This window comes from Nocardiopsis sp. NPDC055824 (assembly GCF_053616335.1).
This window is the reverse complement of record NZ_JBSHDN010000001.1, coordinates 103253-115675: the sequence shown is the minus strand read 5'-3', so window position 1 is coordinate 115675 and position 12423 is coordinate 103253. Positions and strand designations below refer to the sequence as shown.

At 70.2% G+C, this 12423-nt stretch carries 10 protein-coding genes and 1 pseudogene; 4 read left to right on the top strand and 7 right to left on the bottom strand.

Annotated elements, in window-relative coordinates; all coding sequences use genetic code 11:
• Positions 1-11: 11 nt before the first annotated feature.
• On the bottom strand, positions 12-1667 hold the full coding sequence (locus ACWGL3_RS00450) for a hypothetical protein (protein ID WP_267949331.1): 1656 nt from the start codon (positions 1665-1667) through the stop codon (positions 12-14).
• Positions 1668-1973: 306 nt separating this feature from the next.
• Here ACWGL3_RS00450 and ACWGL3_RS00445 point away from each other — a divergent pair, with 306 nt between their 5' ends.
• The gene (locus ACWGL3_RS00445; RefSeq protein WP_267949332.1) at positions 1974-3350 is read left to right on the top strand and encodes a DUF2786 domain-containing protein; all 1377 of its coding nucleotides are present in this window, start codon (positions 1974-1976) and stop codon (positions 3348-3350) included.
• A 171-nt stretch (positions 3351-3521) separates the two neighbouring features.
• Here ACWGL3_RS00445 and ACWGL3_RS00440 read toward each other — a convergent pair whose 3' ends face one another.
• The 5 genes from ACWGL3_RS00440 to ACWGL3_RS00420 all read right to left on the bottom strand — a co-directional run bounded on the left by ACWGL3_RS00440 (position 3522) and on the right by ACWGL3_RS00420 (position 7299).
• Positions 3522-3767 carry a hypothetical protein gene (locus tag ACWGL3_RS00440; protein ID WP_267949333.1) on the bottom strand — a complete coding sequence of 82 codons (246 nt, stop codon included), beginning with the start codon at positions 3765-3767 and terminating at the stop codon, positions 3522-3524.
• Between the two features lie 527 nt (positions 3768-4294).
• Positions 4295-5167 carry an aminoglycoside phosphotransferase gene (locus tag ACWGL3_RS00435; protein WP_452460569.1) on the bottom strand — a complete coding sequence of 291 codons (873 nt, stop codon included), beginning with the start codon at positions 5165-5167 and terminating at the stop codon, positions 4295-4297.
• Positions 5164-5895 carry an aldo/keto reductase gene (locus ACWGL3_RS00430; protein WP_352985445.1) on the bottom strand — a complete coding sequence of 244 codons (732 nt, stop codon included), beginning with the start codon at positions 5893-5895 and terminating at the stop codon, positions 5164-5166. Before ACWGL3_RS00430 ends, ACWGL3_RS00435 begins: the two co-directional genes overlap by 4 nt.
• Positions 5892-7112: a JmjC domain-containing protein gene (locus tag ACWGL3_RS00425; protein ID WP_452460568.1), complete on the bottom strand. Its 1221-nt coding sequence runs from the start codon at positions 7110-7112 to the stop codon at positions 5892-5894. Before ACWGL3_RS00425 ends, ACWGL3_RS00430 begins: the two co-directional genes overlap by 4 nt.
• Before the next feature lie 10 nt (positions 7113-7122).
• On the bottom strand, positions 7123-7299 hold the full coding sequence (locus ACWGL3_RS00420) for a hypothetical protein (protein WP_452460567.1): 177 nt from the start codon (positions 7297-7299) through the stop codon (positions 7123-7125).
• Positions 7300-7453: 154 nt separating this feature from the next.
• Between ACWGL3_RS00420 and ACWGL3_RS00415 the strand changes: the two genes are divergently transcribed.
• The 3 genes and pseudogenes from ACWGL3_RS00415 to ACWGL3_RS00405 all read left to right on the top strand — a co-directional run.
• On the top strand, positions 7454-8200 hold the full coding sequence (locus ACWGL3_RS00415; RefSeq protein ID WP_452460566.1) for a helix-turn-helix domain-containing protein: 747 nt from the start codon (positions 7454-7456) through the stop codon (positions 8198-8200).
• Between the two features lie 8 nt (positions 8201-8208).
• Positions 8209-8676 (top strand): NUDIX hydrolase, encoded by a 468-nt coding sequence (locus tag ACWGL3_RS00410; protein ID WP_352985450.1) that lies wholly within the window; start codon positions 8209-8211, stop codon positions 8674-8676.
• Between the two features lie 12 nt (positions 8677-8688).
• Positions 8689-9321: pseudogene (locus tag ACWGL3_RS00405) on the top strand (serine/threonine-protein kinase); the annotation flags it as partial.
• Positions 9322-10084: 763 nt separating this feature from the next.
• Here ACWGL3_RS00405 and ACWGL3_RS00400 read toward each other — a convergent pair.
• A complete protein-coding gene (locus ACWGL3_RS00400) occupies positions 10085-11905 on the bottom strand; it encodes a BCCT family transporter (protein ID WP_452460565.1) in 1821 nt (606 codons plus the stop codon).
• Between the last annotated feature and the right edge of the window lie 518 nt (positions 11906-12423).

Sequence of the window (12423 nt, the reverse complement as noted above, 5' to 3'; positions counted from 1 at the left end):
CGCGGACGGCCTCAGGGTCGGTCGCGGTCCTGGGACCGGTGCCTGCCGCGAACGCGCCACGGGTTCCGGGGGCGCCGCCGGAACCAGTTCCGGACCCGGAACCGCCCCCTCCCGTCCTCCCGCCCCGTATCGGGGGCCTCCGCGGCGCCGCCCTCGTACCCGGGGTCCGCCGCCCCTCTCGACCAGGGACGGAACGGGTTGCGGTGGGCGGGAGGAGAGAGCCCGGGCCGCCTCCGCAGCTGGGCCGCCGCCCGGGCGCGGACGGCCTCGCGGGCCCGGGCGGCGGTGGACGCGTCGGGATGGTGGCGGCCGACCGCGTCCAGGACGGGGAGCGTGTCGGGGTGCTCGGGGCTCCAGAGGCGGTCTGTGTCGTCCAGGACGAGCTGCTCGATGTCCGGAACCCCGTCGGCGGACAGGAACCCGGGCAGGTCCTCGGGGCTGCGCTCCGCGGCCGCCGCGATCATGTCGATGACGACCCAGTGCCCGTGCCCGGCCATGACCCCGTCCACGTCCTCCGGGGAGAGCGTCCCGGAGGTGAGCAGGACGACGGCGGCCAGGCTGACCACGGACGGGCGGTCGGAGGACAGGAGCGCGCGGAGCTCGGGCCCGATCTCCGAACTGGTCGCGTCCAGCACCTTCGTCCCCGTCCAGCGGCGCAGCGCCCGGCCGGGGCCGTCGGTCACCGCGACGATCTGGCGCAGGGCCGCGACGGGGGTCCGCTCGTCCAGCCACGGCAGGACCTCGGCGATCAGGCGCTCGGGCGGCAGCGTCCCCAGGGCGTCGAGGAACCCCGCCGCCCCCGCCCCGGCGAGGCTGCCGACGAGCGGCGCCTCGACGCCCTCCTCCTCCAGGAAACCGCGCACCCCGTACCGGCCCAGGGGCGTCAGCTCCACCGCCGGGTGACCGTGTCCGGCGCACCGGGGGGCGGCCCCGTCGGGGCCCGCGTCCTCCGCGGTGACCAGGGCAACGGCGCCCGTTCCGAGCAGTTGACGCAGGGTGCGCACGACCCTGCCGGTCGCCCGCCGCCGGTCCCGCGAGGGAAGGGGGAGATCGGGGCCCGGCCCCTCGGCCGGTTCCCGCAGAACCGCCCCGACCAGCACCGGGAGCGGGACCCGGAACCCGTCCGGCGCCTCGTAGAGGAAGCGCAGGACGGCGGTGACGAGGCAGGGGTCGTCGACGCCCGGCCAGGGGGTCCCCGCCGAGAGGTCGTCCCGCGCGCGGCCGACGGAGGCCTCGAACACCCCGGTCCACCAGCGCAGGACCTGGTCCGGGTCGCGGACCCGCTCCTCCAGCCCCGGTTCCGGCCCGGCCCAGTCGGCGGTCGCCTCCAGCAGGCCCAGCCGCACGGCGGTCCGCCACGGGAGCGCGAAGCGCGCGGCCTCGACGGCCTCGGCGTCGACCCAGTCAGGCCCCTCGGAGGCGGCCTCCGCGTCGAGGCCGTGCGACCACAGCCCCAGCGCCTCGTCCGCCGCGCGGATGTCCGTCGCGTACGGGAGGCCCTCCGGGGTGAGCGGGGTGGCGGGGGCGCTCCAGCGCGCCAGGCGCAGGGCGTCGCGGAGCAGGGGGGTCGTCAGGGCGGCACACGCGAGGACGTCCGCGGGGAGGAGCGACACGGGCCTCGCGGAGGAGGGCTCCCGGCCCGGGGCCGACCGGTCATGAGAGGGCATGTTCGCTCCCGGGTCTCCTGGTGGTGCGCGGACATCCCTTCTACCCCTCCGGGGCACGGCCGTGGGGCGGTTTCGCGAACCCGGTCGGCCCGGTTTCACGGCCGCGGACGCCACCGCCGCCCGGGAACCGGGATCGCGGACCCCCAAAGGCGCTGGTGAGGCGTGGAACCACCGGTCCGCGGCGCCCGGCCGGGCATTCCCGGTCCGGTCCGGGCGCACGAGCGCCGCGTCACGACTCGGGAGGGGTTTTCCCCAGGGGTTGAGCGGTACCCGGCCGGGTCTGCCACCATGTCCGGGGAGGTACGGATGGGCACGGACAACAGGAACCGCCGTCAGGCCGAGCGCAGGAAGGAGCGTGAACACAGGCGCCACCGCTCGGCGGCACAGACCGGATCGGCCACGGGTTCCCAGCCGGGGCCCCGGACGGGGCCGCCGCCGTCCGGGCAGTACCGGCCCGGCGACGCGGAGCAGGTCCTCGCGCTGGTCGGCCAGGCCGTCCAGGCCTTCCACCACGGGCGCCCCGGCCCCGCCCAGCGCGTCGTCGGCCTCCTCGCGGACGGCCCCGCTGGGTGGCGTACGACGGTCGACCGGATCCTGTTCGCCGAACTCCAACAGGCCGTGGCCCAGGTGTGGCCCCGAGGCTGGCAGCCCGCCGAACTGGTCCGCGGCGCCCGCCGGGAGACCGGGACCGTGGGCTCCGACCTCACCGCCGACCTGGTGGTGGCCCAGTACCGCAGCTACGCCGCCGCCCGCGTCGCCCCGGAATGGGCCGAACAGGTCCGCGCCCTGGGCGAGCCCTGGTGGGGACGGGACGCCGACCACCCGCAGCGGTTCGCCGAACGCCACAGGCTGCGGCGCCCCGCGGCCGTGGACACCGCGCTGCGCGTCCTCACCTTCCTGTACGCCGTGCCCGCGCTGCAGGTGCTCTGCCCCCTGCCGGGCCACGCCCGCACCGCGTCCGCGGGCGCCGTCACCCGGGCCGACCCGGCCAAGCTCACGCGTATCCGCGCACTCCTGGCCAAGGCCGAGGCCACCGAGTTCCCCGAGGAGGCCGAGGCCCTCTCCGCCCGCGCCCAGGAGATGATGGCCCGGCACAGCATCGACCACGCCGCGCTGGCCGCCCAGGCGGGGACCACGGGCGACACCCGGGGCCGCCGCCTGCCGGTGGAGGCGCCCTACGAACAGCACAAGGCCTCCCTGCTCTCCGTGGTCTCGGAGGCCAACCACTGCCGCTCGGTGTGGCACAAGGACCTGGGCATGTGCACCGTCATGGGCGCCGCCGGGGACGTCGACGCCGTCGAGCTCCTCTTCACCTCGCTGCTGCTCCAGGCCACCAGGGCCATGCGCCAGGCCGGCGCCACCCGCGACGCCTACGGCCGCTCCACCACCCGCTCGTTCCGCACCTCGTTCCTGACCGCCTTCACCGCGCGCATCGGCGAGCGGCTGGCGGAGGCCGCCGTCACCGGACGCGACCGGGCCGTCGACGAGTACGCCGAGTCGGGCACTGACCTGGTCCCCGTCCTGGCCCGCAGGGAGCGCGAGGTGGAGGAGGCGTTCGCCGAGGCCTTCCCCGAGCTGGTGGAGGTGCCCGTGGCCAGCTCCTCCAACGCCCAGGGTTGGACGGCGGGCCGGGCGGCGGCCGACGCCGCCGACTTCGGCGTGCGGGACCGGTTGGGCGGGTGAACCCGACGGTTTCCGGGCCGGGGGCCCGTGCGGTGGGGATCGTGGCTCCTCGGGCGGCCTGCTTCGTGCTCACCGGCCCTGGTGAGGCAGGGGCGGAGCCGGCGCCTGCTCCGCCCCCGGGACTTCCGGACAGGGTCCGGCCTCCTCCAGCCACCCTGTGGAGGGGGCGCGTCAGTCGCTGGGGCAGGTCTTGCATCGCCTCTGCGCCGAGCGAGAGGTGTCGCCCTCCGTCGCCTGGAGCGGCTGGCCCTCACCGATCCGCAGCCACTGCTCGGCGGCGGCCTCGGGTATCCAACCCCATCCGGGGTGCTCACCGGAGCGGATACGGGGCTCGTCGTTGTGCCAGCACCCGACCTTGTGAGCCATGTCGGTCGGGGAGATCAGGATGGCGTTCGGTCCGAACGGAAGGGTGTCCATGTCGACATGATGTCGATCGTCCGCGGGGTCTGACCCAGGACCAAGGTCCTCTTCTTCCATGGCGTCCGTGACCGTCCCCGCCAGCAGGTGCGGGACACGGCCTCGTGGCGGACCGGGAGGGGCGCCTCCTCGCCCAGATGCAGGGCAACCCCCGGGTGGCCTACCGGCAGGCCCACGGCGTTCTGCCCGCCTGGATGCACATCCAGGCGGCCCGGATGGCCGGGCGCGACGCCCAGAACTCCCGTGACGTCCAGAATCCCCAGGACCCCGGTAGGCAGCCCTCACCCACTCCGGGCCGGCCACCGCTGCCTTCGGTCCCGTGTCCCCGTCCCACCCCGGACGACGGCTCGCTGAGGCCCCGTCCGGAGCGCACGCCGCTGCCGCGCCGCCGTTTCCAGCGTCCGCACGGCCACCGCAAGCCCCACCGTTGGACCCTCACCAGACATGCTGGCCCAGCGCGTCTGCAAAGCTGCGAAACGGTATCCGTCATGGCCTGACCGCCGAACGTCTGCGTCCTTAGGGGCGGATCAGGGGAGGTCCGCGAGTTCAGCCATGAGCATGTCAGCGGTCGAGGCCATGACTTCGGTCATCGGCAGGTCCCTCCCCACCCGTCTGCCGGCCCGAGCGACGTTGGCACACAGCAGCAACCGACATAGAAGTCCGCTCTTGGTGGCCAACGGCTCGGTGAACTCCTCGACCACCTTGTCCGCGACCTCGGGGACGCCGAGCGAAGCCGACCACAGGCAGGCGGCGTCCCACCCGATCGGTGCCATCCCCCAGCTCTCCCAGTCCAACAGAACCAGCTTGGGTCCGGTCAGGTTCGCGTACCCGAGATCACCGTGGGCACAGGCCCATTCACCATCCGGAATCCGTGTGTCGACCTCGGTGCCGTAGACCTCGTGCACACGTCGAGTCAGGTGAATCTGGTTCAGGGCCACACGGTCCGTCGTGTGTACGGCGAGTTCGGCCAGCCCAGCCCCCAGACTGGTCCACCAAGACTCAGGCAGGTTCGGATCGCTGACGATCTCAGCAGTGGTCGACACTGCACTGGCAGGGGCCAGAGAGGTCTCCTCGACCTTCCAGACCACACCACGACCGGGGTCGGACCAGGTGGCGGCAGCGATCCACACGGGTTTGGGGACCCCGTGGATGACCGCCGCCGCTTCTTCGGTCCCGGTCCAGGAGGGGACGTGGAGGCGTGTGCGGCGCCTCCAGGACAGGCGCACCCAGGTGTCGGCGTCACTGCGAAACCCTGCGGTGCCGTTGAACCGGCTGTAGTGGGCACCCTCACGGCACAGCCGACGACCCAGCCGCTGTTCGGCCTGATCCACCACGTGGTCGATGTCCACGGTCGACAGGTCGTCCAACACGGTCAGCTGGGTGTTGTCCTGGGAGGTCATGATGCTGTGTCGGCTCTTTCTGCTCTGCGACGCAACAGCGCGCGGTAGCGGTCGACCGTGCTGGTCGAGACGGTCAGGGACTCAGCTTGCACGATCTCCTCCAGATGCGTGGGCGAAGAGGTACCCACGGCCAGCCTTTCGACGACCGGGACGACCCAGGCCGCCGCCACCCCCGCCTGGACGCGGCTGGCCCGCTGCCCGGGTGCGAGGAACAGCGAGGTGTCGATTTCCGACCAGAGGGGGCCGGCCGCATCGCCACCGAAGGGGGCCATCCCCCACACCGTTCGGGCCCTGATCTGTGTCGAGAGCCTTTCGGCGGCTTCCAGCACCGGAGCTGGAACGCTCAGGCCCGCGCGGACCATGACCACATCCGGCCGTGGAACCGGCCAGTCACGGTCAGCCAGCGCTCGGGGGTCCCAGGAGGAGAACCCCCACGCACGGCAGTACCCTGCGTCGCGCATCTCCGACAAGGTCGTGCAGGCCTCTTCGAAGCCATCGGCCGAGCATTCGGGATTGTGTAGAAGCACGGTGCTTGGAACACACCCGAGCTCTTCGGGTATCTTCCGCACCGCTGCCCTCAGCCGTTCCGGGGACAGGTCGTGCCCGTCAGGGAAGAATCCGACCTTCGTGCTGACCTCGAAGGAGGCGAGCAGATCCCCGGCCGTATCCGCCAGCGACCGGTGAGCGGCGAACCTCTGGTAGTTGAAGGCGGTGTCCAACCAGGTCACACCGAGTTCAAGGGCCCGTCCGAGCAGGTCACGGTCGGGACCAGACCGGTATAGCCCCAGGACAGTCCTTCGGTCATCGGAGCACACAGGCCCTCCTCGATCAGATGTGCGGCCACGGTCCGGAGGTCGTTGTTCTCCTCCTTGAGGCGAACCGGGTGGCCCGACAACAGGGCACGTAGCGCCGGTTCGACGCGCGTGTGGAAGGTGAGCTTCTTCCCGCCGCCGGTCACCCGGACCGCCGTGTCGTCGACGGCGAGGACGGGCGGGAACTCGGTGACCGCGACCACGTCCGTTCCGGCCAGGGGCCCGAAGGAGTGCACCAGGGGCATGTGTCGTTGGGGTGGCGTGTTTGCCCGGAGCTGGCCGAGATAGTTCGAGGGCGGGTTCGCGCGTGCCGTCTCGGCGAGCCTGGTCAACAGCCCTTCGTCGTCGATGGGACCACGGGCGCTCTCCAGGTCGGAGCGAAAACCCTCGTCCGCTCGCACTGCGTCCGAGAGGAAGTTCGCCCACGTGACACCGGTTCGCTTGGTGATGCCGAACGTCGCGTGCAGGGAGTGCCCCTGGTTGCCGGAACCGACCCGGGTCGCGGTGTGCCACCAGCCCCGAGGGATGTGCATGACGTCCCCGGCGGACATCGTCCCCTCCCAGACGACCTCTTCGGACGGCTCCAGGTTCTGTTCGGCGTCCCGATACATGGGCGATGGCCGTGAGGGCCCACGAACCTGCCAGGACTTCTCGCCCGAGAGCTGCACGGCGATGACGTCGTGATCGTCCCAGTGCAGATGGAAACCCGGGGTGTCGCCCACAGCCAGGTAACAGTTGACGGAGACGAGTTCCCCGGACCACCATCCCAGCGCTCGGCAGGCGACCTCCATGGTTGGGTCGAAGGTGTCGACGCTGTCGAGCACGATGGTGCCGTCGTTGTTCAGGATGGCACCCAGCGCGGCCATGTCCGCCTGCTGTACTGCCTGTCGGAGGCGGTTGACGGCGGTGGAGAGGTAACTGGAGGGGTGAAGCTCCTGCCCCTTGGAGTAACAGCGCAGTTGCGGACTGGACAGGTGGCGGCGTTGGATGGTCTCCATCAGCCGGTAGGGGGTCATCAGTCGTTCGAGCAGTGCGTCGTCGGCCAGGGTTCCACGGGCGAACGCGGTTCCCACCGCCGACGGGCCTTCCCAACCGAGCGCCTTCTCGATTCCGGTGACAAGCCGGTGCTCCATGGACGTGCTCCTATTCCTTGGGCAGGTTCAGGTCACGGTTCTCACCGTCGTCCCCGGCCGAGTTCTGCGAGCTGGTGATGTCGGAGTGCTCCGAACGGTGGCGGTCGTGGGCCACACCCACCTGCTCGACCAGGAGGAGGAGCCCGTCGTTCTCGATGGCGGCATCAGTGTGCGAAAGGTCGCCCATGCGACTTTCCCTTCTGCGAGGTTCTCGCCCAGGAAGCAGCCCTGGACGCCTGAGAGGGGAATCTCAGGTGGTGCCAGTCTTTCCAGGCCCCTGGGACGTAGCTACCGCACGAAGGACGCCTCGGAAGACGTCCCGGTGCGGTAGAAACGTCCCTATGTCCCCCAACGAACGGCTTCGCATCCGCCTGGAACAGTCCGGACACACGGTGGCCTCCCTCGCCGAACACGTGGGCACCGACCCCAAGACCGTGGCCCGCTGGATCGGCACCGGACGAGTGCCCCACCGCCGCAACGCACACGCGGTGGCGCGTGTGCTCGGTGCGGACGCCCGCGAACTCTGGCCCTCCCTGGAACGGCGGACCAAAGGAACGGCGGACACGGATGAGGACCTGGTGGCCGTTTACCGGCAACGCTCCGACGTGCCGGCCGAGCAGTGGCGGGGCATGTTCGCGGCGGCTGAGAGGTCGATCGACATCCTGGTCTACGCGGCTCTGTTCCTCCACGAACAGATTTCCGGGTGGAACGACCTGCTCAGGGACAGGGCCGAAGACGATGTCCATGTGCGTGTGCTCATCGGGGATCCCGACTGCGAGGCCGTGCGTGTGCGTGGTGAGGAGGAGAGCTTCGGCCACGGCATACAGTCCCGATGCCACCTGGCCGCGATGCACTACCGGCCTCTGACAACAGCCCCGGGAGTCTCGGTGAGGGTGCATTCCACGACGTTGTACAACTCGCTCTACCGAGCCGATGACCACATGTACGTCAACACGCACCTGTACGGGGTCAATGCCTATGGCAACCCGCTGTTGCGGCTCAAACGCACGGCTTCTCAGGGGCTGTTCGACGCCTATGCCGCCAGCATGGACGCCGTATGGCGTACCGGCCTACCTCTTGAGGAGTGAATCAGTACATGGCTCGCACCGAGTACTACGACGACCCTGCGGCTCCCGTTCCCAACAGTCTGGTGGTCGCGGCCAGTGCGGCCGTCGTCGACGACGAGGGCCGCTTGCTGTTGCAGCGGAGGGTGGACAACGGGCTGTGGGCGATGCCGGGCGGGGTGATGGAGATGACCGAGAGCCTTCCGGAGGCGGCCGTGCGGGAGGTGCGCGAGGAGACCGGCTATGAGGTGGAGGTGACCGGGTTGGTGGGCACCTACACCGACGCGCGGCACATCATCGCCTACAGCGACGGTGAGGTGCGCCGCCAGTTCAACGTGTGCTTCCGGGCCCGGGTGGTAAGCGGTCGCCTGGCGGTGAGCGATGAGTCCCACGAGGTCCGCTGGTTCGGTCCCGAGGAGGTGGCGGGGCTGGAGATGCACCACACCCAGCGACTGCGCGTGGAACACGCGCTGGCTGGGGGCGCCCCCCACACGGGCTGATCCCCGTTGAAGGTGATCCGCCCCGACCTGGTCACCGACCCCGGCAAGTACGGGGAGTTCGCCGCCCGGTTCAAGCGCGAGGCGCGCATCACCGCCCGCATCGAGCACCCCAACGTGCCCGCCGTCTACGACGCGGCCGTCGACGTCGACCAGGGACGCCTGTACCTGATCATGCAGCTCGTGCGCGGGGTCTCCCTGGCCGACGTCATCGCCGAGGAGAAACCGATGACGGTCGCGGCGGCGGTGTCCGTGGCCGCGCAGATCTGCTCGGCGCTCTCCCACGCCCACGCCGTCCCCGTCGTGCACCGCGACCTCAAGCCGGGGAACGTCATGATCGCCGACGACGGCATGGTCAAGGTCCTGGACTTCGGCATCGCGGCCGTCCTGCGCACCGACATGACCCGGATCACCATGACCGGCAGCCAGCTCGGCACCTGCGCCTACATGCCTCCGGAGCAGGTCCTGACCGGCGGGGTCAACCCGCGCAGCGACCTGTACTCGCTGGGCTGCGTCATGTACGAGGCGCTCACCGGAGAGCCGGTCTTCTCCGCCGGCTACACCCCCTTCCAGCTCCAGCGCGCGCACGTGGAGGAAGAGCCCAAGCCTCCCTCCCTGCACCGCCCTGACCTGCCCGCGGACTTGGACCAGCTCGTCACCGACCTGCTGGCCAAGGACTCCGAGGCCCGCCCGGCCTCCGCACAGGAGGTCTACGACCGGCTCGCTCCCCACCTTCCCCAGCCCGCCCCTCCGCTGGACCGAAACCCAGAAGAGTATGGCGGCCAAATCCCGGAAGGGTGGGTCCTCCGGCCGGTAGCCGTGGATCTGACCTCCAGCGTTGCTGGAGTGCACGCCCAGGGGCCCACTGCTTCTGGACCAGGAAACGCGCATCGTCGGCCTTTGCATGGTCGTGGGCCAAGGGGACAGCAAACAGGTCTGTCCAGAAGGAACCCGTACGCAGTTCGGACGCGGGCAGATCCGGTATCCCGGTCTTCGCCTTCGCGGTGCCCAGACGTACCTGGCTCTCGGGTGGAAACGGTGGTGCCAATTCGTGGGGGGCCGGCGGCCGGGCAGGGCTCCTGCCCGGCCGACCGGGGATACCGCAGCCGGTCGGGGGCCTCTCCCGTCACACGTCGCAGCTCCTACAGCGACGTTCGGCGCTCCGCGCCCTGGGCGGGCCCTGGCGGGGCCGGGACGCCGACCAACCGCAGCTGTTCGCCGAACGCCACCGGCTACGGCGCGTCGGAGCCCTGGACACCGCCCTGCGGGTCGTCACGTTCCTATGCGCTGTGCCCCCGCTGCAGGTTTTCTGTCCTCACCGGAGCCGCGCGCCGAGGCCGGCATCTCCGGACGGCCCCCGCCCGGCGTCCGCGTACGGACCACCGGCGCGGGAGGGCCTCCGGGACCCCGTCTACTCGGGTTCCTCCCGGTCCTGGCGGTCGGACTGCGGCGGCCGGGTGGTCCGTTTCGACCGGCGGCCGGGGAGCTTCGCCGAACCGGTGCGTGCCGGCAGCGTGCCGGGCGTCCCGGTCGGATGGTCCTGGTCGACGTAGGGATCGCGCAGCACGGGCGGTTCGTCGAGGGCTTCGGGCTCGACGACGGTCTCCGAGGTGTCGTGCTCGTCCTCGTCCTGGCGGCGTTCGTACTCCTCCGGGGGCAGGACCTTCTTCCACGTGCGCGTCCGCATCGCGGGCAGCTCTCCGGCGTCCTCACGCAGGGCCCGGTGCATCGCGTACATCTGGAAGTAGCCCATCACGAAGAACGGGAGGCCGACGAGGACGATGATCTTCTCGAGCGCTTCCAGGCCGCCGGACCCGGAGAACACCAGCAGGGTGGCGGTCACCACGGCGATGGCGACGGCCCAGAAGATGCGCTGGCCCAGCGGGTTGAAGTCCTCGTGGCCGTTGGCCATCGTGTCGGTCACCAGTGCCGCGGAGTCCACCGAGGTGATGAAGAAGACCACCACCAGGATGATGGCGACGACCGAGAGGAGCGTCGGGGCCGGGTAGTGCTCCAGGAACGCGAACAGCGCCCCGGGGACGTCTCCCTGGTCCACAACGCTTTCGACCAGGCCGCCCCCGCGGTTGAGCTCGATGTCGAAGGCGGAGAACCCGAAGATGCCGAACCACAGCACCGAGAAGCCGGCCGGAACGAGCAGCACCCCGGAGACGAACTGGCGGATGGTGCGGCCCTTGGAGATCCGGGCGATGAAGATTCCCACGAACGGTGACCAGCTGATCGTCCAGGCCCAGTAGAACACCGTCCACTCGGTCTGCCATCCGGTGTTGGCGAAGGTGTCGTTCCACAGGGCCAACTCGGGCAGGTTCATCACGTAACGGCCCAGCGACTCGATGGTGCCCCGGAGCACGAACAGGGTGGAACCCGTGAACAGGATGAACGCCAGTACGCCCACGGCCATCCAGATGTTCACATTGGACAGGACCTTGATACCGCGGTCCAGGCCCAACGCGACGGAGATCATCGCGACCCCGCCGACGACACCGATGATGACCAGTTGCCAGACGGCGCTCTCCGGGACGCCCAGCACGCGGTGGATCCCGCTGTTGATCTGCAGGGCGCCCAGGCCGAGGGAGACCGCGACGCCGAAGACCGTGCCGACGATGGAGACGACGTCGATGAAGACGCCGATGGGACCGTGGATCCGCTCGCCGAGAATCGGCTGGAAGATCGAGCTGACACGCGGCGGCAGATTCCGCTTGTGGATGAAGTAGGCGAAGCACAGGGCCGGCAGGGTGAAGATCGTCCAGGTGTGCAGGGTGAAATGGTAGAACGTGAAGTTCATCGCATCAGCGGCGGCTTCTGCCGTTCCCGGTTCGATGCCCAGAGAGGGCCCCCGGGGCGGATCGCCGAAATGGCTGATGGGTTCGGCCACACCCCAGAACATCAGGATGCTGCCGATGCCGGCGGCGAAGAGCATGGCGAACCAGGCCGGTCCGGAGTGCTCGGGAACCTCGTCGTGGGGGCCCAGTTTCACCCGCCCGAATCTGCCGAGGGCGATATAGATCAGAAAAACGAGGAACAGGGTGAGACCGAGGATGTAGAACCAGCCCAGGTTGGTGTACAGCCACTCCGAGGCGACGGTGACGGCTGCGTCCAGCGGCTCGGTGAAGACGATCGTGACGAGCACGAACGCGATGATCACACCGGCCGAGCCGAAAAAAATCGGCGGCGAGGTCCGCAACCGTAGGACGTCGTGCAAACGGGTCAGCATGTGATCCTTTCTTTGAACCAAGGCTTGTATCGAAGCCGGATGTGTCTCCTACCCCGCCTGAGCGTTGTTCGGCATGTCCGAGCCCGAAAAGATGGAGGTCTCCGACACAGGGCTCATCAACCGAGAAGAACCGGAACGTCCGGAGATCTGTGCACACCCTAACGACGACGGTGCGGCCAGGGTCGCCCGACGCGCAGTGGCGTGTACGCGCTGTTGCGTCGACCGTGGCGCAGGGACACCCGACGCCTGGTGCCGTGTGTCGGGGTGCCGGGACGGTGCCGGCGGGCGGGCGCGGGCACCTCGCCCGTCCACCCGAACGTGTCGGTGGTCCGGCTGTCCCGGCGGGGACGCACAGCTACCGCGGGATCACACGGGGAGGCGGAAGCATGAACCCGGGACCTGACGACGCCTCCGCCTTCGACCGACTCCGAGAAGCGAGCGGGGCATTCGGCGGGGAAGGCCCGAAGAGAACGGCCGGTCATCGGATCAAAGGACACCTTGGGATTTTCTCACCGGTG

Coding starts and splice junctions, on each gene's coding strand:
- ACWGL3_RS00450 (WP_267949331.1), bottom strand. CDS start 1,667: ATGCCCTCTCATGACCGGTCGGCCCCGGGCCGGGAGCCCTCCTCCGCG.
- ACWGL3_RS00445 (WP_267949332.1), top strand. CDS start 1,974: ATGGGCACGGACAACAGGAACCGCCGTCAGGCCGAGCGCAGGAAGGAG.
- ACWGL3_RS00440 (WP_267949333.1), bottom strand. CDS start 3,767: ATGGACACCCTTCCGTTCGGACCGAACGCCATCCTGATCTCCCCGACC.
- ACWGL3_RS00435 (WP_452460569.1), bottom strand. CDS start 5,167: ATGACCTCCCAGGACAACACCCAGCTGACCGTGTTGGACGACCTGTCG.
- ACWGL3_RS00425 (WP_452460568.1), bottom strand. CDS start 7,112: ATGGAGCACCGGCTTGTCACCGGAATCGAGAAGGCGCTCGGTTGGGAA.
- ACWGL3_RS00420 (WP_452460567.1), bottom strand. CDS start 7,299: ATGGGCGACCTTTCGCACACTGATGCCGCCATCGAGAACGACGGGCTC.
- ACWGL3_RS00415 (WP_452460566.1), top strand. CDS start 7,454: ATGTCCCCCAACGAACGGCTTCGCATCCGCCTGGAACAGTCCGGACAC.
- ACWGL3_RS00410 (WP_352985450.1), top strand. CDS start 8,209: ATGGCTCGCACCGAGTACTACGACGACCCTGCGGCTCCCGTTCCCAAC.
- ACWGL3_RS00400 (WP_452460565.1), bottom strand. CDS start 11,905: ATGCTGACCCGTTTGCACGACGTCCTACGGTTGCGGACCTCGCCGCCG.